This is a genomic window from Citrobacter sp. wls717 (assembly GCF_005280955.1).
Taxonomy (GTDB): Bacteria; Pseudomonadota; Gammaproteobacteria; order Enterobacterales; family Enterobacteriaceae; genus Citrobacter; species Citrobacter werkmanii.
The window spans coordinates 248,710-269,376 of the sequence record NZ_SZWW01000001.1 but is presented as its reverse complement, the minus strand read 5'-3'; the positions used below and the strand labels follow the sequence as shown (position 1 = coordinate 269,376).

Sequence of the window (20,667 nt, the reverse complement as noted above, 5' to 3'; positions counted from 1 at the left end):
AAAACACATTCATATAGCAAATAAATCTGTTTTACAGTGACTTCCGCACAATCATGGAAAATTATTCAGGAGATATGTCCGTGCCCGTATTGAAAACATCGCGCCTGATCTGTCGTCCATTGAATATTGAAGATTGGGCGTTCTTTTTAACGTTACAGCAGAACGCTGATGTGATGCGCTTTGTCGCTGATACGCGTACAGAACAAGAGATACAGGCAGCCTTTCATTCACGCTTACCAGAGTGGTCCCCCGGCAGCCCGCACTGGCTTTGCCTGGTGCTGTGCGATAAGGCATCGGGAACGCCGCTGGGGGTGACTGGATATATTCATGATAACAATGAATGTGCCGAGGTCGGTTTTTTGCTTACTCCCGAGGCACAGGGTAAAGGTTATGGCACTGAATCCCTGCATGCCGTTTGCGATTACGCATTTACCCACGGCGGACTCCGCCGGCTGACGGCCTGCGTCACCGCAGGAAACGAAGCCTCAAGACGTCTGCTGGAAAAGATTGGGTTCATTCACGAAGGTACGCTGCGGGAAAGCTATTGGCTACAACAAACCTGGCGCGATGACTGGCTTTTCGGCCTGTTAAAACGTGAATATCAGCCGCCAATGCCATAAGGCGTTTTGCTGTAAAAACTGGCTACATGGCAACTGGCGTAACGGAGTGGATTTCTTAAAATATATCTCTTTACTCAGAGAGTATTATGCCGCTCCGTTCAACGCACTTCACACCCGCCTGTGTCGCATTTATTAAGCAATGGCAAGGCCTGTCGCTGGAAAAGTATCAGGATAAACATGGAATTTGGGTGATAGGTTACGGGCATGAAATTGCCGCAGACGAAACCTTTGATACCCCAATTACGCTAATGCAGGCAGAAGCACTTCTGCTCGCCGATCTGCATCTCTGTGAGGCGTTACTATATGAAAAAAAACCGCAAATAAAAGATCGGTTTCAACAAGAGACGTTAATTGCGTGGATATTCAGCGTGGGAATAACCCGATTTAACATGACAGAAATTTGGCCTTAAGCTATTTCACAGCCAGAAATTTTCTGACTGTGAAATTTACGTCAATTAAATAGCGTCGTTTAACATCATTGCCGCCTGCGTACGATTTTTTACCTCCAGACGCTGGTAAAGCGACTCAAGATGGGCTTTTACCGTTCCGGTACTGATATTTAACAGTCGGCCAATTTGTTTATTCGACTCGCCCGCGGCCAGCATAGTCAGAATTTCTCGCTGACGCGCACTGAGCGATCTTATATTTTGGCGGCTACTCTCAGCCGCTGTAATACAGTCTCTGGGGATAAACATCATGCCCATCGCGACACTATTGAGCGCCAGTGTGAAGGTTTCCGCGTCAGAGTCACGTGGAACAATGGCCAGCACGTTTAAATGCGTGACCTCCTGTAGCCATCTTTTTCGGCAATCCGTTGCTGTTACCAGCACTTTTACCGCCGAATAGCGTTGCGCGATCTGTTGCAGCAAGCTGCGGCAGAACTCAGCATCAAGATCGCCATCCAGCATTACCATTGCATCAGGGTTGTCTTCCAGCTTCTGCCACAGGTCATCTGTCTGACTGACACCCTGAACATCCACTCCTGGAATACGTTGCTGTAAACTTACATTCATTCCATGAATAAATATTGACTGCCTGTCAAACATTATTAACTGCATTATTTATCTCCGTCTGAATAAGATATTAGCCTTAGCGCGCGGAAGGGTATTACCCATAGGGTAAAATAAGAAGTCACCATTTGGCGGGGGGCCATTGTACCGATAGTCGTAGAAGAAAGAAGCAGAAATTATGATTAGTTACAGCTCAATCAACAGAATCACACAAAGAAACAAAAACAGAGAAACATATTAAGTAAATTCTTATATTTTGACGCTCATGTATATTAATTAATATTAATTATATGCAGTCTATATTTTTGTCGAAAAATAAGGAATGCCAACCATCATTCAAATATGTTACAAAATAAAAAATCGCATTAAATGCTTATTCAGCCAATATCTGGCTGAATAAGACACGACGGGTTACAGGAACATTCCGCCGGAGACCTCAATACGCTGCGCCGTCATCCACGCCAGCTCATCGCTGAGCAACGCGGCAGTCGCGTCACCGATATCATCCGGCAAACCAACGCGCCCCAACGCTGTTTGCGAAGCAATGTACGCATTCAGTTGCGCGTTATCCCGCACATTTCCACCGCTAAAATCGGTTTCTATCGCGCCGGGGGCAATAATATTGGCCGTAATTCCGCGCTCCCCCAGCTCTTTTGCCTGATAACGGGTTAACACTTCCATCGCCCCTTTCATAGCCGCGTATGCGCTGTAACCCGGCAGCGCAAAGCGCGCGAGTCCGGTTGAAACATTGAGGATCCTGCCGCCTCTGTTCATCAGCGGTAAAAGGTTCTGCGTCAGGAAAAAAGGACCTTTAAAATGGATATTCAAAAGTTGATCAAATTGCGCTTCGGTGAACGCCGGATACGGCGCGTTAATACCAATCCCGGCATTGTTCAATAAATAATCAAAGGTGTCGCTTTGCCACTGGGTCCGTAAGGTTTCCCGCACCTGTTTTATAAACTGAGGGAATGTTGAAATATCCCCGACATTCAACGGTAATGCCGCTGCTTTACCGCCAGATTGGCGAATTTCATCCACAACCTGCAGCGCTTCTTTTTCATTGCTGTTCCACGTCAGGATGATACCGATTCCTTTGCTTGCCAGCTTAAGCGCCGCGTTTTTACCGAGTCCACGACCACCGCCGGTCACCAATGCGATACGTTGCGTCATAAGAAACCTCATTTCATGTGTAGTGAAGATTGAGACAGAGCTTATTAGGTGGTAGAAAAACAATAAATATCGCTGATTGCGCATTACTGTTTCATACAGAACAACAATAGGGCATGAGAATGGATAAAATTCACGCAATGCAGTTGTTCATCCGCGTCGCAGAACTGGAGAGTTTTTCGCGTGCGGCGGACACCCTTGGACTACCTAAAGGTAGCGTATCGCGACAAATCCAGGCCCTGGAAAATCATCTTGGCACGCAGCTGTTGCACCGCACCACCCGACGCGTCCAGCTCACACAAGACGGCATGATCTATTATGAACGCGCGAAAGATCTGCTAAGCAATCTGGATGAACTGGATGGCCTATTCCATCACGATTCGGCCAGTATCAGCGGCAAGCTGCGCGTGGATATGCCGGTGGGCGTCGCGAGAAATTTGGTGATGCCTCGCCTGGCAGCCTTCTTGCATCAATATCCGGGACTTGAACTCGAACTCAGCAGCAGCGATCGGCTGGTGGACTTGATCCGCGAAGGTTTCGACTGCGTGGTACGCGTCGGTACGCTGAAAGATTCAGGGCTGATTGCCCGTCCGCTGGGTAAACTCACGCAGATTAACTGCGCCAGCCCAGAATATCTGGCCCGCTTTGGCTACCCGGAAAGCCTGGAAGATTTAGCCTCGCATGCGGTGGTGCATTACTCGGTGAACCTGGGAACGCGTGCGCAAGGTTTCGAGGTGGCGACAGGCAACGGTACTCAATGGGTTAAAACCGGCGGCATGCTGACGGTGAACAGCACGGAAACCTATCATGCAGCATGCCTTGCCGGCCTGGGCATTATTCAAGTGCCACGCGTCGGCGTACGCGACGCCCTGCGCGCCGGTACGCTGGTCGAGGTGTTAGGGCAGTATCGTGCCGAGCCGATGCCGGTTTCTCTGCTGTATCCGCATCGCCGCAACCTCTCCCGCCGGGTTCATCTGTTTATGGAATGGCTGACCGGCGTAATGAAAGATTATGTGGACTGACAAGCTATACTGTCTTGAGAATGAACAGAACAAGGAATACTGGCCTGATGACGCAGGAAAAAGAGATAAAACGCCCCATTCAGGAACTTGAGCACGCACCGATCCCAAAAATTGAGCCCCAGGAGCGTGAAAAAACAGAAACCAACGGTACGACCAACCAGGCATTGCAAACAGCCCTGACCCTCGCCGATAAAATTCAACGCCAGCCCGTCATCGCCCATATGATTCGAGCCGCAGAGCGTTTTAATGACCGCATGGGAAACCAGTTTGGCGCCGCTATCACCTACTTCTCGTTCCTGTCGATGATCCCTATCCTGATGGTGTCATTTGCCGCCGCCGGTTTTATTCTCGCCTCCCACCCTACGCTGTTGCAGGATATCTTCAGCAAAATACTGCTTAACGTCAGCGACCCGACGCTCGCCTCCACGTTAAAAAACACCATTAACACTGCCGTTCAGCAGCGAACCACCGTGGGTCTGGTCGGGCTTGGGATCGCCCTTTATTCCGGGATTAACTGGATGGGTAATCTGCGCGAAGCGATTCGTGCCCAGTCGCGAGATGTCTGGGAGCGTACGCCGCAGGATCAGGAAAAAATTTGGGTTAAATACCTGCGCGATTTTGTTTCATTGATTGGTTTGTTGATTGCGCTGATTGTCACTCTGTCCATTACTTCTATCGCCGGTTCCGCCCAGCAGATGATTATCTCTGCGCTATATCTCGACGGCATCGAATGGCTGAAGCCCGCCTGGCGCCTGATCGGCCTGACCATCTCTATTTTCGCCAACTATTTGCTTTTCTTCTGGATTTTCTGGCGACTGCCGCGTCACCGACCACGTAAGAAAGCACTCATTCGCGGCACATTTATCGCGGCGCTGGGGTTTGAAGTTATCAAAATGATCATGACCTACACGCTGCCGTCACTGGTGCAATCGCCGTCAGGCGCAGCGTTTGGTTCCGTGCTTGGACTGATGGCGTTCTTCTACTTCTTCGCTCGTCTGACGCTGTTTTGCGCCGCCTGGATAGCCACGGCGGAATACAAAGATGACCCGCGGATGCCGGGGAAAACGCAATAGCCACCGCCGGATTAGTTGTGAATTGCCGGATGGCGACGCACGCGTCTTATCCGGCCTACGGGTGAGTTTGTAGGCCGGATAAGCGCAGCGCCATCCGGCAATTATAATGCCGCCTGTTCTTACTGATTTAGTGAATAAATCCAACCCGTAACTTTTATTTAACCAAAAACCAGTTTTATCATCCAAGTTTTAAATTATGTGAAGCATTTCATGGAAGTGAAATCTTCAGCCTGAATATTATCCCCTTTTTGCTCTTTTTTTGACCAATTGCAGGGTTTGTTACAGATTGAAATATCGCTTTTGCTGTGCGTAATATGGCCTTTCGTTCGGCCAAAAATAAGAAAATATTATGCAAGCAACAGCCACAACACTCGACAACGAACAGGAACACACCCCGGTCAACTCGCGCAATAAAGTTGTCGTCGCCTCACTCATTGGTACCGCCATTGAGTTCTTCGACTTCTATATCTACGCGACCGCCGCGGTGATCGTGTTTCCCCATATTTTCTTCCCGCAGGGAGATCCGACCGCGGCTACGCTGCAGTCCCTCGCCACCTTCGCTATCGCTTTTGTGGCCCGGCCAATCGGCTCCGCGGTGTTCGGCCATTTCGGCGATCGCGTAGGCCGTAAAGTCACGCTGGTTGCTTCACTGCTTACCATGGGGATTTCAACGGTTGTCATTGGCCTGCTGCCGGGCTATGAAACTATCGGCATTTTCGCCCCGTTGCTGCTAGCGCTGGCGCGTTTTGGTCAGGGTTTAGGTCTGGGCGGTGAGTGGGGCGGCGCGGCGTTGCTGGCAACGGAAAACGCGCCGCCGCGTAAACGCGCGCTGTACGGATCATTCCCGCAACTGGGCGCGCCTATCGGCTTTTTCTTCGCCAACGGCACTTTTCTGCTGCTCTCCTGGCTGCTGACCGATGAACAGTTTATGAGCTGGGGCTGGCGCGTACCGTTCATCTTCTCTGCGGTACTGGTGATCATCGGCCTGTATGTTCGCGTTTCATTGCATGAGTCCCCGGTCTTCGCCAAAGTCGCTGCAGCGAAAAAACAGGTGAAAATCCCGCTGGGTACCTTACTGACAAAGCATATTCGCGTAACGATCCTCGGCACGTTCATCATGCTGGCGACCTATACACTGTTCTATATCATGACCGTCTATTCGATGACGTTCAGTACAGCCGCCGCGCCTGTAGGGCTTGGCCTGCCGCGTAATGAAGTGTTGTGGATGCTAATGATGGCGGTAATTGGCTTTGGCGTTATGGTGCCAGTGGCGGGTCTGCTGGCCGACGCGTTTGGTCGCCGCAAGAGCATGCTCATCATCACCACGCTTATCATTCTGTTTGCGCTGTTTGCCTTTAAACCGCTGCTCGGATCTGGCAATCCGGCGCTGGTGTTCGCTTTCCTGCTGCTGGGTTTAAGCCTGATGGGACTGACATTTGGTCCGATGGGCGCGTTGCTGCCGGAGCTGTTCCCAACCGAGGTTCGCTACACGGGCGCATCATTCTCATATAACGTTTCGTCGATTCTTGGCGCTTCCGTTGCCCCGTATATTGCCGCATGGCTGCAGGCTAACTACGGTCTGGCAGCGGTAGGAACGTATCTGGCATCGATGGCGGCGTTGACATTGATCGCGCTGCTGTTAACCCATGAGACCCGTCATCAGTCATTATGATTCTTTTGCCGGATGCGGTGTAACCATCGCATCCGGCCTGACATCACTTCTTCATTTGCGACAGTATCGCCCGGCACTGGTTGGCTTCCCCTTCGGAAGGAGAAATCAGCGCCAACAGTGCCGCCGCTGGAGTGACTAACGTGGCTAATGCGGCGGCAACCGCACCACGCGCAATCAATGGCCCGGCTTTTACACCTGCCTGCGGGTTCTTGAAGGTCCCGCGAACATACAGCGGCGAACGCAGCGTAATAATACGAATACCTTTGCTCTCTGGATCGATGGTTAAATCCAGTTGCTCAGAGGCAAAACTCGCGGTCCCGGTCACATTGATCACCGCATTTTCCGTATCAAAAGCAAAGATTTGAGGACGCGCCACGCCGTTAACGATATCCAGATTCGCCGCCGCGCAGTTCACCCGGACCTCATCGTCACCAAATATCTGACCAACGAGATAGTTACCCAGATTTAATCCCACAATTTCCATCAGATTCCGGCTGATTAAGCCATCGTTCATCAGCAGCTTCAGGTTGCCATTGCTGTTCCCCAACAGCGCGGCCACCGAGTTTCCGCTGCCGCTAAATTTAGCGTCACCGTTCATTTCACCGAGCGTTTTCTGCATCAGTTCTACATCCGGCATGAGCTCTTTTAGCTTCAGGCGGCGAGCCTGAATATCCGCCTGCCCACGCATCGGCTTTTTATCCCCTTCCAGATGGATTCTGGAAACAATGCTGCCTCCCGCCAGGCCAAATTTCAGCGGCTGCAGGCGCAGGTCGGCATTTTTCAGGATGATATGGGTGGAGAGATCGCTAATCGGTAGGCTGCTGCCGTGTTCAATGCGCCGACCTTTGAAACGTACGTCAGCATCCATCACATTCCATTTGTCAGTTTCGAAACGGTCATACGGTAAGACTTTATCGGCAGGCTGGACGCTCTTCTCACCTTTGCGCTGTTCAGACTGTTTGGCCTTTTCCGCGCCTTTCCCCGAATCCACACCAATCAGCGGTCCCAAATCAGCCAGTCTCAAGTGGCGTGATTCGACGTCCCCTTCCAGTTTCGGACGCGGCTTACCGGTCGTATAAGTTAGCGTTCCATGAATATCGCTGTCGCCAATACGGCCATTAAAATCGCGGTAATCAAAAACAGAGGATTTTTCCGGATCGATTTTCGCCACCAGACGCCCGTCGGTTTCAAACGGCGGCGTATCCGGGAGCAGCACCCCCGTCAAATCGTACAAATCCCCTAGCGAATCACCTGAGAATTTAAGCCGCAGATCCACGCCGCCCATATTCATCGGGTCATTTACCGTACCGGTAAATGCTACGCGCGTATTGCCCGACCGGAAATCAGCCTGCACCGGGAAAGGGGTTCCTTCGCCCCTCAGCGCCAGCATCCCGCCTATTTTTCCGCTACCGCTTAGCGGTTCGTCGTTATAGCGTCCTTTGGCCTGCAAACCAAATACGTAATCCTCAACGCGGGTTTGACTCTCTTTACTTTTTGCGCCCGTCACTTCGCTAAAAGGCAATGGCTTACCCAGTGGATCGACCAGGATCTCAAGCTCCGAGCGGGTCACCTTATCGTTAATAGCGATGCGTCCTTGATCGAAGAGAATATTATCCAGCCGGAAAGACCACGCAGAGGGCGACGCATTAGGATCGCGGTTTTCATCTTCTGCGAGGGTAAAGGTCCAGTTATTGTTTTTTTCCGACAGGCGAATAAGGCGCGCATCAGGCTTTACCAGCTTGACCCACGGTAGCCAGACGGTTTTTGTCAGCAATGCCAGCGGCGCGAGCGTGGCTTCCACACGGGGAAGATGCACCATGGTGACGTCGGGAATGTCCGGCGGGTTGCCAAGGATAATATCCTCGGCATGAACGTGCGGCCACGGAACCCAGCTACGCCAGCCGGTTTCCTGCTTCTGGCGCTCCCAAACCACGCCCAGATCGCCCCGTATGGCGAAGGGCCGGTTGAGTTCTGTAGAGACTTTCTGGTTGATGGTCGGTTTGAGCCGGTTCCAGTCAAATGTCGCAATCACAATGATGAATACGACGATCAACAACAAGAAAACCCCTAATACTGATACGGTTATTTTGCCTGCTTTTGTCATAGTTAGCGTCCTCACTTCCTTCCTTGCCTGTCCTAAAGATAGTCCAGCAGGGCAAAATGAGGGACGCTACATCCGAATCAAAGCGACAGGATCACCTCTTCGAGGGTGTGCAGAGGTACTGGACGAGAAAGAAAATAGCCTTGCGCCGCGAAAGCCGGTGAGTTTTGCACATCACGCCACTCTTCAAGTGTTTCAACACCTTCAACAATCACCCCGCGGCAATAGCGGTTCATCAGCTGTAACAACAACGTGAAGAGATTGCGGCCTTCCGGCGTCTGGCGCAGCATGACAAACAGATCCCGCGCCACTTTAATATAGTCGTAACTCACTTCGCTCAGGGCCGAGAAGTTCGCCATTCCGGTACCAAAATCATCCAGCCAGAGGGGACCAAACTCGCACATTGAGGCGAACGACGACCCCTTCGGCAGGCGGATATGCTCCACCAGCTCAAAACGCAGCCACGGCAGGCATTCGATGATTTTCAGGATTTCAGGATCCTGGCGCATCGCAATCAGCGTTGGGCCATCGACATTCACTGAAGCCAGCAGGTTATTGGCTCTGAAAAAGTCCTTTTTCAGCTCAAGCTGCAGGAGCTGCTCTTTCACAACCTCTATACGGTGTCGGACGGCCACTTCAGCAAAATAGCGATCTGGCGCAATACGTTGGGCAGGATTATCAGGATGGGTCACGACGGTCAGCAGTTCAACGGCCATCAGCCGTCCGTCGGTCTGGTAAATCGGCTGATAGGTGTAAGCACGCTCGCACTGCAGCCAATAGCGTCTCGCCTGCAAGCTTTCGATACTCGCATCGGGCGTAATGAGCTGCTGGGTAACCTGCTTTATCATCAAAGATGTCCTGTAAATAAGAGTGTGACTGACCGGACTCGTCAAAGGTTATCGGCGCTCAGGCGCAGAACTTTACGTTCCGCCGCAGGCAAAATAAAAACCAGGCGGCAAAAAACAACGCAGAACACGTGCTGGCTCAAAAAATAATGGAACGTTGTTTTAATATAGTTGACCACTTAACACCCACAGCGCACACTAACGCTAATTTTTTTCAGAGCAGGTTACGACTATGTCCAGAAAGATTGCCGTGATTGGCGAATGCATGATTGAGCTGTCACAGAAAGGCGCCGACGTTCAGCGCGGATTCGGTGGCGACACGTTGAATACATCCGTTTATATCGCCCGCCAGGTCGATGCGGCGGCGCTTTCGGTACACTATGTGACTGCACTGGGTACTGACAGTTTCAGCCAACAAATGCTGGACTCCTGGCAGGGTGAAAATGTTGACACCTCATTAACCCAGCGTATGGAAAACCGCCTGCCGGGACTCTACTACATTGAGACCGACAGCACCGGCGAGCGCACCTTCTACTACTGGCGTAATGAAGCTGCCGCAAAATTCTGGCTGGAGAGCGAACAGTCCGCCGCGATTTGCGAAGAGCTGGCGACATTTGATTATCTGTATCTGAGCGGAATCAGCCTGGCGATTCTAAGCCCGGCCAGCCGTGACAAACTGCTGACGTTACTGCGTGAATGCCGCGCTAACGGTGGAAAAGTCATTTTTGACAATAACTACCGCCCACGCCTGTGGAGCAGCAAAGAAGAAACGCAGCAGGTTTATCAGCAGATGCTGGAATGCACCAATATCGCGTTCCTGACGCTGGATGATGAAGACGCATTGTGGGGTGAAAAACCTGTAGCCGAGGTGATTGCCCGTACTCACGCGGCTGGCGTTCAGGAAGTCGTGGTGAAGCGCGGCGCAGACTCTTGTCTGGTTTCTATCGAGGGTGAAACGCTGATCGACGTCCCGGCCGTTAAATTACCGAAAGAGAAAGTGATTGATACCACCGCAGCGGGAGACTCCTTCAGCGCCGGGTATCTGGCGGTACGTCTGACCGGTGGCAATGCCGCCGATGCCGCAAAACGCGGTCACCTGACGGCAAGCACGGTGATTCAGCATCGCGGGGCGATTATCCCACGCGACGCTATGCCGCAATAACGTGTTGTTCTTGTAGCCCGGGCAAGCGAAGCACCCCCGGGCTACCCACCCAAGGCCGGATGGCAGCGTAATCGCCTTATCCGGCCTGGAGGTTACTGTACCGGCGGGATATCCGTCACTTCAGGATGTGATTCATCCGTTTCTACCGGCGTTGCCGCCGCGGTAACGGGTGCCATAATGCTATCCCACGTCGCCTGCAGTTCCTTCATATTGAATTCAGGCTCCCCCTTCGGCTGCAGCAGAATTAACGCCATATCTTGCGACAATTGCTGGCGCAGATCCTGATTCAGCATCTCAACGTTCAGACTGTTGAGGAAGCTCTGGCGTAAACGCTGATACTGTTCAGGCGCGATATCCACCACCTGATTTTGCAGCGAGCGCAAACGCTGGCTGATCAAAATGTCGGTATCGGTACGGCCATAGGTGGCAAACAGTTTCTGCAGTTCCAGATTTTTTTGCGCCACCAGCGCATTGAACTCTTCTTCCGGCAGGCCCTTATCACGCACTTTCGCCAGCTCACGCGCAACCGTACCGAGGTTCGCATTCAGCTTACCGTTCGGCGATTCCACGTTGATAGCGCACTGGGCACGCAGAAACAGGACCCGACAATCAAATCCAAGGCCGATATCTTTGGCATTGTTTTTGGTCAGTTCCTGCTGAATATGCCAGAACAGCGCTTCACGGGCTAAATCAGCGCGCCAGTAGCGCAACAGCGCGGCGGATTCACGGATTGGCTGCCATGGCGTGTCCCACATGATGGAAAGGCGATCCTGACGTACCGCATCGGTCATAATGCTCACGGCTTCCGCACGCAGCGGCGAAAGCGTCGGCACCGGCGCTGGGGTTTCCCGTTTTCCTTTTAACTCGCCAAAGGTTTTATTGATTTGTTCAGCCACGCTGCGCGCATCTACGTTACCCACGATAATCAGCGTCATCGCGTCCGGGGTATACCATTTCTGGTAGAAGGAGTGGATTTTCGCGGCATCGACAGGCGTTTTTAGCGGATCAGCTGGATCGTGCCCCAGCAGGGTTGATCCCTTCAGACGGTAACGCCACCACCCCTCTTTGGTATCTGACGGCCAGGTTGCGACCATATCTTCGCTACTCAGCGCATGATTAACCGTTTCAGGAGTGATGCTCAGATTGCCGGAAATATTCGCCAGGTAAGTAAGTGACTCTTTCAGCAAGTCGTTACGGCTGTTAGGCAGACTGAGGTTATATAGCGTGGAATCATAAGAAACGATAACGGGCGGCATGGGACGTTTGGGATCGAACCCCTGCTGCCACAGTGAACGGGCTTGCGTGGCATCAAGGCCACCGCTTTGCGTCAGCGCGATACGCGGGATCGCATGGCTGAAACCACTCTGTTGCGTACTTTCGGTGAGTGAACCGGTATTGACCAGCAGGCGAACCTCAATACGGTCGCTGGGGCGCTGGGGAGTGGCTAGCACTTGCCACTGTAGACCATTTGCCAGCGTGCCCTGTTGCCACGCCGGGTCAGGCTGGAGCGCATCTGCCTGCACATAGCCGGCAGTGGCCATCATCAGCAAGCCGCCCGCTAAAAGTCGAATTTTTGTGCCCTGCATGTGAACCCCTGATCAACTATCCTGGTAATAAAAAGACAGCCCGCGAAAGGACTCTCTGAATATGACGTTAAAAACACTTCGTGTTAGACCGCAAGAACATGAAAATGTCACGGAGGAAGTGAAAAAATCCCGACGCCGCCGAATCGACGGTTTCAGGCACAGGGGGTAATTATGCGCAAACACCCGCAGTCCTGGAAGGGACTACGGGCATAAGTGACGAGATTAAGAGGATAAATCGTGCGTTTTGCCATCCGGCGCACGATTATTCAGCGTGTCATCCAGCTTTTTGGTATCCAATTCTTTCACCCATTTAGCCACAACGACAGTTGCCACACCGTTACCAATCAGGTTGGTCAGCGCACGGGCTTCAGACATAAAGCGGTCAATACCGAGAATTAGCGCCAGGCCAGCGACCGGTAAATGCCCCACCGCAGAGATAGTCGCGGCCAGAACAATGAAGCCACTCCCGGTCACACCCGCAGCCCCTTTTGAGGAGAGCAGGAGCACGACCAGCAGGGTTATCTGATGGAAAATATCCATATGACTGTTGGTGGCCTGAGCGATAAACACCGCCGCCATCGTCAGATAGATGGATGTCCCATCAAGGTTAAACGAGTACCCTGTGGGTATAACCAACCCGACAACCGACTTCCGACAGCCCAGTTTCTCCATTTTATCGAGCATACGCGGCAGTGCGGATTCAGATGAAGACGTACCCAGTACGATCAGCAGTTCTTCACGGATATAGCGGATGAATTTGAAGATGCTGAAGCCAGTCGCGCGAGCAATGGAACCCAGTACCAGAACCACAAACAGAATACAGGTGATGTAGAAGCAGATTATCAGCTGCCCCAGTTGCACCAGCGTTCCGACGCCATATTTACCGATGGTAAAAGCCATGGCACCGAAAGCACCGATCGGCGCCAGGCGCATGATCATATTGATGATGCCGAAAATAACCTGCGAGAAGCTTTCAATTACGTTGAAAATCATCTGGCCTTTGCTGCCCAGACGATGCAGAGCAAAACCAAACATTACCGCAAACAGCAATACCTGCAGGATATTACCGCTGGCAAACGCGCCAATGACGCTCGCAGGGATAATGTCCATCAGGAAACCTACGATCCCCTGGTCTTTTGCCTGTTCGGCGTAAATCGCTACCGCTTTGGCATCCAGCGTTGCCGGATCGACGTTCATCCCGGCACCAGGTTGCACCACGTTGACGATGATGAGGCCGATGATCAGCGCAATCGTACTGACAATTTCAAAATAGAGCAGTGCAACCGCACCGGTGCGGCCTACTGCTTTCATACTTTCCATGCCTGCAATGCCGGTCACGACAGTACAGAAGATGACAGGTGCGATGACCATCTTGATGAGCTTAACGAAAGCATCACCAAGCGGCTTCATTTGGGCGCCTAATTCAGGGTAGTAATGGCCAAGGAGAATACCAATGGCAATTGCTGTCAGGACCTGAAAGTAAAGGCTTTTGAATATAGAGGTCTTCATAGGGTGTCCTTAAAGTAAAAACCACAGGTCTTGTAAGGTTTTGTTTAACCTGCGGCCTTAAAGTAACACCCACTCAACATGACAGAAATGCACCTGGATCATAATTGATACAAAAATGTTAAAAATTTTGAGCTGGCTCGCACAAGCGAGACCTTTTTTAACTTTTGTAATCAGCGCCTTCCGGTGCCAGATAGCGTTCTTCAAAGATATTTGCCGGAACCGGTCGGGCAAACAGGAAGCCTTGCGCCACTTCCACCCCTGCTTGTGATAACCATTCGCGTTGCGCTTCCGTTTCAACGCCTTCGGCGATCATCTGCAAGTTGAGACTGTGTGCCAATTGAATGATGGCGGAGATCATGCTGCAATCTTCGGGCACGCCATCGACAAACATCTTATCAATTTTGAGTACATCCACCGGTAGCGACTTCATATGCTGTAGCTGCCGCAGACCCGCATACCCCATGCCAAAATCGTCCAGCGCGATGCGCACGCCCGCGTTGCGCAGCGGTCGCAAAATGGCCACCGCGGCATTGGGATCGTCAATATGTCGGCTTTCAGTCACTTCGAGGATCAATGTGCCAGGCTTAATGCGATAGCGCGTTAACAACTCCAGCAGATCAGACACCATATTGGGGTGCATCAACTGGAGAGCGGATAAATTCACCGAGAGCGGCAGCATCAGACCGCGTTCTTGCCAAGCTGACAGCTGGCGGCATGTTTCTTCCAGCACCCAATAACCGACGGTCACCATCAGACCACAAGACTCAATTCTGTCGATTAACCCTTCTGGCAGCTCCCAGCTACCGTCCGACTGTTGCATCCGCAATAATGCTTCTGCGCTCAATACCTTGCCGCTGGACATTTCTACCTGGGGCTGCATCCAGAGCGCAAACTGCTGGTTATCCATGGCGGTTAAAATATCGTTCTCCTGGGTTAAACGCTGCTGCGCCTCTTCCATTTGCAACGGATCAAAGAACTGAATTTGGTTTTTACCTTTATGACGCGACGTTAACACGGCGGACAGGGCGCGGCGATAGAGCTGCTCTGCGGTTAAATCACCATAAAACATCGCCACCCCGATGTTGCAGTTCGGACGTAGTTGAATGCCCTGAATCGGTAACCGCTCATTAACGATAGTGAGTACTTGCTGACCTAGCGTAATGGCATGCCAGGGCTCTTTTACACCATGCGCGATGATGGCAAAGTCATAGCCGCTCACCTGGGTAAGCACCATTCTGGGGGCCAATACCGATTTTAGTTTTTCGACTAACGTCAGCAGCAAGATTTCTCGCTGAGTTTCGGTTAACACGCCCGCGGTATCACGCAGGGTTTCACAGGTGACAATCATCAGCGCCGTCGTTTGCTGACGCGTCACCACCTGCTCCAGCAATCCCATTAAAAACGACTTGTTGGGCAATTCGGAAACCGGGAAGCGCATCGAATGGTCGCTTTGCTCTTCGCTATGGCGTTTGATGAGCTGCTGATTGAGGTTGTAGCTACGCACCAGCATACCAATCTCATCATCCTGATGCAGACGTGGTAATGCCAGTTGATAGCCAATCAGATCCTGCTGTTGAATGTCGTTCAGCTCGCGAGCGATTTTGCGCAATGGGTGCACAATCAAACGGTTAATACACCATGAGATGGCTACCGTGAGTATTAACGACAAAAGTAAGTAAATGGTCACTAACGTTGAGAGTGTGCTCATCACAAACTTGTACATGCGGTACGAATCCGCCTGCAGCACCAGATACGCCAGCGGTTGTGGGTTCGCTGAGCGCTCAAGTGAATAGACCGGCAGCGAAATTTGCACCGGAAGCTCAAACAGGCGGGTCACCGTAACGGGAACCGGGCGTTCGGGAATAAAGCTCATCCGCAGCGCCTGAAACTGATTAGGCAGCACCACATCAGCGCGGCTGACCACGCCCGCTGGCCGAATGCTGCGTAAAATGGCTTCCGCTTCGGGAATATCCCCTTTCAGGATAGTGTCGGAAAGAGGTTCACGGACGGAGCGAGCGATACTTTCCAGTTGTGTAGCCGTGTTATAGCGGTTCTGCTGTACCAGATGGAACAACAAAACGGTGCAAAAAATGAAAACAAACACCATGACAACGGCCGCGACCATTGCCATCTGCTTAATTGTTAACGAGCGACTGACACGCAAACTGACTCTCCACGGATAGACGAAACTGCCGTCAGAGTATACCCGATCGTAGCGGTATTAAGAGAGACGGTATCTGAAAACTTCCCAGCGTGCATTATCGCGACAGGATAGGCACCTGACGACGAGATTTATCTGCATTTAAGCCGAAAAAGGCCGCAAGGTCACCCCTGCGGCCTGGTTCGGGCGCATGTTGCCATCACGGCAGGCAGACGCCCACTAAGCGCATTACTTCCTGTTACGTAGCCAGCTCACAATCAGGCTGGCAAAAATGCCAGCGATGACTGGAGCCGCTAAATCGTGCCAGAAGGCTACGCCTAACTGTGCGAGCGTCATATAGCCGCCTGTGTTGCAATGGCAACTGTTCACGGCTATCCTTGAGTTGTTCAGGTTCAAGTTAGCCCCCGTTTTGTTGCCAGGTTTATACCGAACAACGTGCGGGGGTTTTCTCTTTCCAGCAACCGATGCCGCCGGGGATCAAGCCCCCGCAACATTGCGCCTCACCGGGAATTCCCGGCTTGCCGCTGATTCTACGGTAGCCCATTCGCCATATCACTGCGCAATATTCCGCTCTGCGTAGCGCCTCGCACTTCACCCGTTTCTCGCCAGTACGCTGGAAAGATTCTTGCCAGTTGGCAACATTCCTGCCGACTATTAATTCAGGTAAATACATAACTCATTGATATCTATTAATTCATTTTCTGGCACAGCGATTGCTATTTGAGTGTGAGCTGTTCTGTTCCGAATTAAAGGAGATATCATGTCTGACTGTCGTACTTACGGATTCAACACCCAGATCGTTCACGCAGGGCAACAACCCGATCCTTCAACTGGCGCGCTCAGTACGCCTATTTTCCAGACTTCAACGTTTGTATTTGACAGCGCCGAACAAGGTGCCGCCCGCTTTGCGCTTGAGGAGTCCGGGTACATTTATACTCGTTTGGGTAACCCCACCACCGATGCGCTGGAGAAAAAGCTGGCGGTGCTGGAAAGAGGTGAAGCCGGACTGGCAACCGCGTCCGGTATTTCTGCCATCACCACAACGCTGCTGACATTGTGCCAGCAGGGTGACCATATCGTTTCCGCCAGCGCAATTTACGGCTGCACCCACGCGTTTCTGTCGCACAGCATGCCGAAGTTCGGGATTAACGTCAGCTTTGTCGATGCGGCGAATCCTGAAGAAATTCGCGCCGCCATGCGCCCGGAAACCAAAGTGGTGTATATCGAAACGCCCGCCAACCCGACGCTCTCATTGGTTGATATTGAAACGGTGGCCGGTATTGCCCATCAGCAAGGCGCAGTGTTGGTGGTGGATAACACCTTTATGTCGCCGTACTGTCAGCAGCCTTTGCAACTGGGCGCAGACATCGTGGTGCACAGCGTCACCAAATATATCAACGGTCACGGGGATGTGATTGGCGGCATTATCGTCGGCAAGCAGGAGTTTATTGACCAGGCGCGGTTTGTGGGGCTGAAAGATATCACCGGCGGCTGCATGAGTCCGTTCAACGCCTGGTTAACGCTGCGCGGCGTTAAAACACTGGGTATTCGAATGGAGCGTCACTGCGAAAATGCGATGAAAATCGCCCGCTTCCTGGAAGGGCATCCATCCATCACCCACGTTTATTATCCCGGCCTCTCTTCACATCCGCAGTATGAGCTTGGCCAACGGCAGATGAGTCTGCCAGGAGGAATTATCAGCTTCGAAATCGCCGGCGGCCTCGAGGCTGGCAGACGGATGATCAATTCTGTAGAATTGTGCCTCCTCGCGGTCAGTCTCGGTGATACCGAAACCCTCATTCAGCACCCAGCGTCTATGACACATTCGCCCGTTGCGCCAGAGGAACGGCTTAAAGCAGGTATTACCGACGGACTTATCCGTCTTTCTGTGGGTCTTGAAGATCCAGAAGATATTATTAACGACCTTGAACACGCCATCAGAAAGGCAACATTCTGACCACTACAGTCTGAACCGACGCCGATCGGTTCAGACTGTTGAGAATCAAGGCACAACAGTCTGGCTATACGCGCAATCCTTTTCCGGGGAGAGCGTGTATTTTGGGCAGGGGGTTCTATGCAGGACAACACATTACAATTAAGCAACAATACAGCAACCGCCGTACCAATCTCAAAAAAGATACCGTTTACGAAATACGATTTTGGCTGGGTATTACTCTGTATCGGCATGGCAATTGGCGCCGGAACAGTACTGATGCCGGTACAAATTGGCTTAACAGGTATTTGGGTATTTATTGTCGCCTTTATTATTGCTTATCCCGCAACTTATATTGTGCAGGACATTTATTTAAAAACATTATCAGAGAGTGAAACCTGTAATGACTATACCGATATTATAAGTCATTATCTGGGGAAAAATTGGGGCGTATTTCTTGGCGTCATCTATTTCCTGATGATTATTCACGGCATATTTATTTATTCCCTATCAGTAGTATTTGACAGTGCCTCTTATATCAAAACTTTTGGCTTGACCGAGTCCGACCTTTCGCAGTCAATAATCTACAAAGTAGCCATTTTTGCCGTGCTGGTCGCCATTGCATCCGGGGGAGAAAAGCTGCTGTTCAAAATCTCCGGTCCGATGGTAGTAGTAAAAGTGGGTATCATCATCGTGTTTGGTTTTGCGATGATCCCGCACTGGAACTTTAGCAATATCAGCGCGTTTCCTGAAGCCTCGGTTTTCTTTCGCAACGTGCTGTTGACCATCCCGTTCTGCTTCTTCTCAGCGGTGTTTATTCAGGTATTAAACCCAATGAACATAGCTTATCGCAAACGGGTGGCTGACCGGGTACTGGCGACGCGCATGGCGATTCGCACGCATCGCATCAGTTACATTACGCTGATTGCGGTTATTCTGTTTTTCTCCTTCTCTTTTACCTTTTCTATTAGCCATGAAGAGGCCGTTTCGGCCTTTGAGCAAAATATTTCCGCCCTGGCGCTGGCAGCGCAGGTTATTCCAGGACAAATTATTCATATCACCTCAACGGTACTGAATATCTTCGCCGTATTAACGGCGTTTTTTGGTATTTACCTGGGATTCCATGAGGCCATTAAGGGTATTATTCTTAACATCCTGAGTCGCGTCATTGACGTTGAGAAAATTAATCCGCTGGTGCTCACGCTGGGTATTTGCACATTTATTGTGATTACTCTGGTTATTTGGGTGTCGTTCCGCGTATCGGTGCTGGTATTCTTCCAGTTGGGGAGCCCACTGTACGGGATTGTGTCGTGTATTATTCCGTTTTTCCTGATCTATAAAGTGACGCAGTTAGAGAAATTGCGCGGTGTTAAAACCTGGCTGATTCTGCTGTACGGAATTCTGCTGTGCCTGTCGCCATTATTGAAGCTGATTGAATAACCCGTCTAACGCGCCGTCAGCCACTGGCGGCGCTTAACTCACACTCTCCAACTGATAGCTGCGAATTTTATTCAACACCGTGGTATGCGACACCCCCAACGCTTTAGCGATATGCCGCGACGACACATTATCTTCTACCATTTGTTCGATGAGTTGGCGCTCAGCACTAAGCACTTGTTCTTTAAAAGGGCGTTCCGTTGGGGCTTGTTCAACCGCAGGTAAATTCACCATTCCCAGTTCGTCCAGGGTAATGACATCCGATTCCGCCATCAACATCAGACGAATAATGGTATTTTCCAGTTCACGAACGTTTCCCGGCCAGGCGTGATGATGCAAGGCCGCAAAACAGGCTTTATCCAGGATTATCCGGCGCTGGAACTCCTTCGCATACTTCTGCACAAAGTGGTGAATAAGCAGACTAATATCCTGCGGGCGCTCCCGTAAGGGAGGAATGGTGAGTGAAAGTACGTTGATGCGATAATAGAGATCGGCGCGCAACAGACGTTGTTCCACCATCTCTTCCAGATTAGCGTTGGTTGCCACAATAATACGTACATTAACCGGTATAATTTGTGCGCCGCCAACGCGACGAACCCCACCATCCTGAAGCACGCGCAGTAATTTAGCCTGTAAGCTCAGCGACATTTCACCAAACTCATCAAGAAAAAGGGTGCCTTTATCGGCCATTTCAAACAGTCCTTTTTTGCCTTTACAATCTGCGCCGCTAAAGGCTCCTTTCTCATAGCCAAAGAATTCACTCTCCATCAGCGACTCAGGCAATGCAGAGCAGTTGACCGGAATAAACGGATAAAACCGCCGCTTCCCTGAATTATGGATAGCCCGAGCCAGTAGCTCCTTGCCGGTTCCGGTGTCACCGCGGATCAGAACGGTATATTTGCTGTCGGCAATTCTGATCGCCTTTTCGATAAGCAAGCGCATGCTCTGGCTAGTGCAAATAATGTCAGAGAAATAGCGCGGGCGTTCCGGCTCGGACGTTGACAGTTCGCTTATCTCTTCACACAGGTAAGCGACATTAATAATATCGGCTCGCTGGCTCAAACACGTTTGCACGTAGGAAATATCCTGCAGCTGGCGGCACCAGGATTTAATCAGGATCCGTCCCGGTGTGACTTTCATTGAGATGATATTGATATCACAGCAGGAAAATTCCTTCAGGACATCCTCAACCATCGATAGTCGATCAATTGTTTTAATATCCCAGCGTATCGTGACCACATTTGCTCCTGATCGTTAGCAACTGCGAAATCGCTATTTCTGTGACAAAAGGGTATCTGACTACATTTTAGACGCTATGGAATAATGTTCTGCCAGAGGACTCACATTGTGGGCGTAAAAACAAAATATA

The 20,667-nt window shown here is 51.3% G+C and carries 18 protein-coding genes; 8 read left to right on the top strand and 10 right to left on the bottom strand.

Features of this window, described 5'->3' with window-relative positions:
• The first annotated feature begins 80 nt into the window (after positions 1-80).
• Both FDX09_RS01285 and FDX09_RS01280 read left to right on the top strand, forming a co-directional pair.
• Positions 81-620, top strand: a complete 540-nt coding sequence (locus FDX09_RS01285; RefSeq protein WP_137346681.1) for a GNAT family protein — start codon at positions 81-83, stop codon at positions 618-620.
• 86 nt (positions 621-706) lie between these two features.
• Positions 707-1,030 carry a lysozyme gene (locus FDX09_RS01280; protein ID WP_069323754.1) on the top strand — a complete coding sequence of 108 codons (324 nt, stop codon included), beginning with the start codon at positions 707-709 and terminating at the stop codon, positions 1,028-1,030.
• 45 nt (positions 1,031-1,075) lie between these two features.
• On the opposite strand, the gene FDX09_RS01275 is transcribed toward FDX09_RS01280, so the two are convergent.
• Positions 1,076-1,678: a response regulator transcription factor gene (locus tag FDX09_RS01275; RefSeq protein ID WP_087857179.1), complete on the bottom strand. Its 603-nt coding sequence runs from the start codon at positions 1,676-1,678 to the stop codon at positions 1,076-1,078.
• A 363-nt stretch (positions 1,679-2,041) separates the two neighbouring features.
• Complete coding sequence (locus FDX09_RS01270; RefSeq protein ID WP_137346680.1) at positions 2,042-2,800, bottom strand: SDR family oxidoreductase; 759 nt, start codon at positions 2,798-2,800, stop codon at positions 2,042-2,044.
• 119 nt (positions 2,801-2,919) lie between these two features.
• Here FDX09_RS01270 and FDX09_RS01265 point away from each other — a divergent pair, with 119 nt between their 5' ends.
• From FDX09_RS01265 to FDX09_RS01255, 3 genes are all read left to right on the top strand, one after another.
• Positions 2,920-3,819, top strand: coding sequence for a LysR family transcriptional regulator (locus FDX09_RS01265; protein ID WP_038635118.1), 900 nt, complete (start codon positions 2,920-2,922; stop codon positions 3,817-3,819).
• Positions 3,820-3,866: 47 nt separating this feature from the next.
• The gene (gene yhjD, locus FDX09_RS01260) at positions 3,867-4,892 is read left to right on the top strand and encodes an inner membrane protein YhjD (protein WP_137346679.1); all 1,026 of its coding nucleotides are present in this window, start codon (positions 3,867-3,869) and stop codon (positions 4,890-4,892) included.
• Between the two features lie 349 nt (positions 4,893-5,241).
• Positions 5,242-6,564 carry an MFS transporter gene (locus FDX09_RS01255; RefSeq protein ID WP_069323751.1) on the top strand — a complete coding sequence of 441 codons (1,323 nt, stop codon included), beginning with the start codon at positions 5,242-5,244 and terminating at the stop codon, positions 6,562-6,564.
• A gap of 43 nt (positions 6,565-6,607) precedes the next feature.
• Here the strand turns inward: FDX09_RS01255 and FDX09_RS01250 are convergent, their stop codons facing one another.
• The gene (locus FDX09_RS01250; protein ID WP_137346678.1) at positions 6,608-8,668 is read right to left on the bottom strand and encodes an AsmA family protein; all 2,061 of its coding nucleotides are present in this window, start codon (positions 8,666-8,668) and stop codon (positions 6,608-6,610) included.
• A 77-nt stretch (positions 8,669-8,745) separates the two neighbouring features.
• Positions 8,746-9,513 (bottom strand): cyclic-guanylate-specific phosphodiesterase, encoded by a 768-nt coding sequence (gene pdeH / locus FDX09_RS01245; RefSeq protein ID WP_038635128.1) that lies wholly within the window; start codon positions 9,511-9,513, stop codon positions 8,746-8,748.
• Between the two features lie 229 nt (positions 9,514-9,742).
• Here pdeH and FDX09_RS01240 point away from each other — a divergent pair, with 229 nt between their 5' ends.
• Complete coding sequence (locus FDX09_RS01240) at positions 9,743-10,672, top strand: sugar kinase (protein ID WP_038635130.1); 930 nt, start codon at positions 9,743-9,745, stop codon at positions 10,670-10,672.
• A gap of 92 nt (positions 10,673-10,764) precedes the next feature.
• On the opposite strand, the gene FDX09_RS01235 is transcribed toward FDX09_RS01240, so the two are convergent.
• From FDX09_RS01235 to FDX09_RS24005, 5 genes are all read right to left on the bottom strand, one after another.
• Positions 10,765-12,258, bottom strand: a complete 1,494-nt coding sequence (locus tag FDX09_RS01235; protein WP_038635132.1) for a pitrilysin family protein — start codon at positions 12,256-12,258, stop codon at positions 10,765-10,767.
• Between the two features lie 222 nt (positions 12,259-12,480).
• Complete coding sequence (gene dctA, locus FDX09_RS01230; RefSeq protein ID WP_006687518.1) at positions 12,481-13,767, bottom strand: C4-dicarboxylate transporter DctC; 1,287 nt, start codon at positions 13,765-13,767, stop codon at positions 12,481-12,483.
• A 157-nt stretch (positions 13,768-13,924) separates the two neighbouring features.
• Entirely contained in the window at positions 13,925-15,931 is a 2,007-nt protein-coding gene (hmsP, locus tag FDX09_RS01225; RefSeq protein ID WP_085049069.1) for a biofilm formation regulator HmsP, read from the bottom strand.
• Between the two features lie 225 nt (positions 15,932-16,156).
• On the bottom strand, positions 16,157-16,264 hold the full coding sequence (locus FDX09_RS01220; protein ID WP_137346677.1) for a type I toxin-antitoxin system toxin Ldr family protein: 108 nt from the start codon (positions 16,262-16,264) through the stop codon (positions 16,157-16,159).
• Between the two features lie 85 nt (positions 16,265-16,349).
• A complete protein-coding gene (locus FDX09_RS24005) occupies positions 16,350-16,601 on the bottom strand; it encodes a hypothetical protein (protein ID WP_137346676.1) in 252 nt (83 codons plus the stop codon).
• An 87-nt stretch (positions 16,602-16,688) separates the two neighbouring features.
• On the opposite strand from FDX09_RS24005, the gene megL reads away from it, so the two are divergent.
• Complete coding sequence (gene megL / locus FDX09_RS01210; RefSeq protein ID WP_061380953.1) at positions 16,689-17,885, top strand: methionine gamma-lyase; 1,197 nt, start codon at positions 16,689-16,691, stop codon at positions 17,883-17,885.
• Between the two features lie 117 nt (positions 17,886-18,002).
• Positions 18,003-19,301 (top strand): aromatic amino acid transport family protein, encoded by a 1,299-nt coding sequence (locus tag FDX09_RS01205; RefSeq protein WP_087857185.1) that lies wholly within the window; start codon positions 18,003-18,005, stop codon positions 19,299-19,301.
• A 33-nt stretch (positions 19,302-19,334) separates the two neighbouring features.
• On the opposite strand, the gene FDX09_RS01200 is transcribed toward FDX09_RS01205, so the two are convergent.
• Positions 19,335-20,537: a sigma 54-interacting transcriptional regulator gene (locus FDX09_RS01200; RefSeq protein WP_137346675.1), complete on the bottom strand. Its 1,203-nt coding sequence runs from the start codon at positions 20,535-20,537 to the stop codon at positions 19,335-19,337.
• Between the last annotated feature and the right edge of the window lie 130 nt (positions 20,538-20,667).